Here is a 652-nt window from a genome sequence, read left to right on the forward strand (position 1 = left end):
GTCTGGCCCGTGCCGCAGGAAGAACTCCCGCGTCGCGTCGCGATCCTCGAGATCGAGCTCGGCGTGAGTGCGCGTCAGGATCTCATAGTCCGCACGGCCCCCCAGCGCCTTCAAGGTGGCAGAACCGACCAGGCCGCGATGGCCTGCCACGAATACCTTCTTTGTTTCCATCAAGAACCTCAATAACTTCGCAGCGAATGCGATGAAGAACGGCACGACGCCGCGGTCAGCGCCCGAGCATCTGGCGCGCCAACCTGAGCATCGGATGCCAGATGAAGCGCGTCGACCTGAAGAGCGCATTGCGCTGGGCCAACCCGCGCAGGCCCGCAGCCTGACTACGTGCCCCGGCTGGCGCGGCCGGCCCCTCGGGCGCAAACGCGTGCTGGTACTTGCCCACATACAGCGTCTTGGCAGGCGCAAGGATAAAGCGCACGAGTTCTTCCTCGGATTCTTCCCAGATGGCGCGGCCCGCCACCGTACCCGCCCTCGCCTGCATGCCCAACCTCGATGCACCGGAGAAATCCAGGGCTTTCGGATGGTGAACGTCGTAGAGCAAGCCGTTGACGCCGGACAGGATGTACTCGTTCATCGTGCCCTGGTCGGGCGCCACGACGCATTGGCCGCGCCCCATCGCTTCCAGGAAGGACTGGCC

2 protein-coding genes are annotated in these 652 nt (G+C 64.9%); both read right to left on the minus strand.

Annotated features, from left to right (window positions below; genetic code table 11):
- On the minus strand, positions 1–300 hold a 300-nt coding region (locus AC1DTN_RS38085; protein ID WP_477925335.1), incomplete at its 3' end, for an NAD-dependent epimerase/dehydratase family protein.
- Positions 227–652, minus strand: a 426-nt coding sequence (locus AC1DTN_RS38090) for a glycosyltransferase (RefSeq protein WP_477925336.1), incomplete at its 5' end; no start/stop codon positions are given. The genes AC1DTN_RS38090 and AC1DTN_RS38085, both read right to left, overlap by 74 nt.

The sequence above is a fragment of the Rhizobium sp. 01T444 genome, from assembly GCF_056398305.1.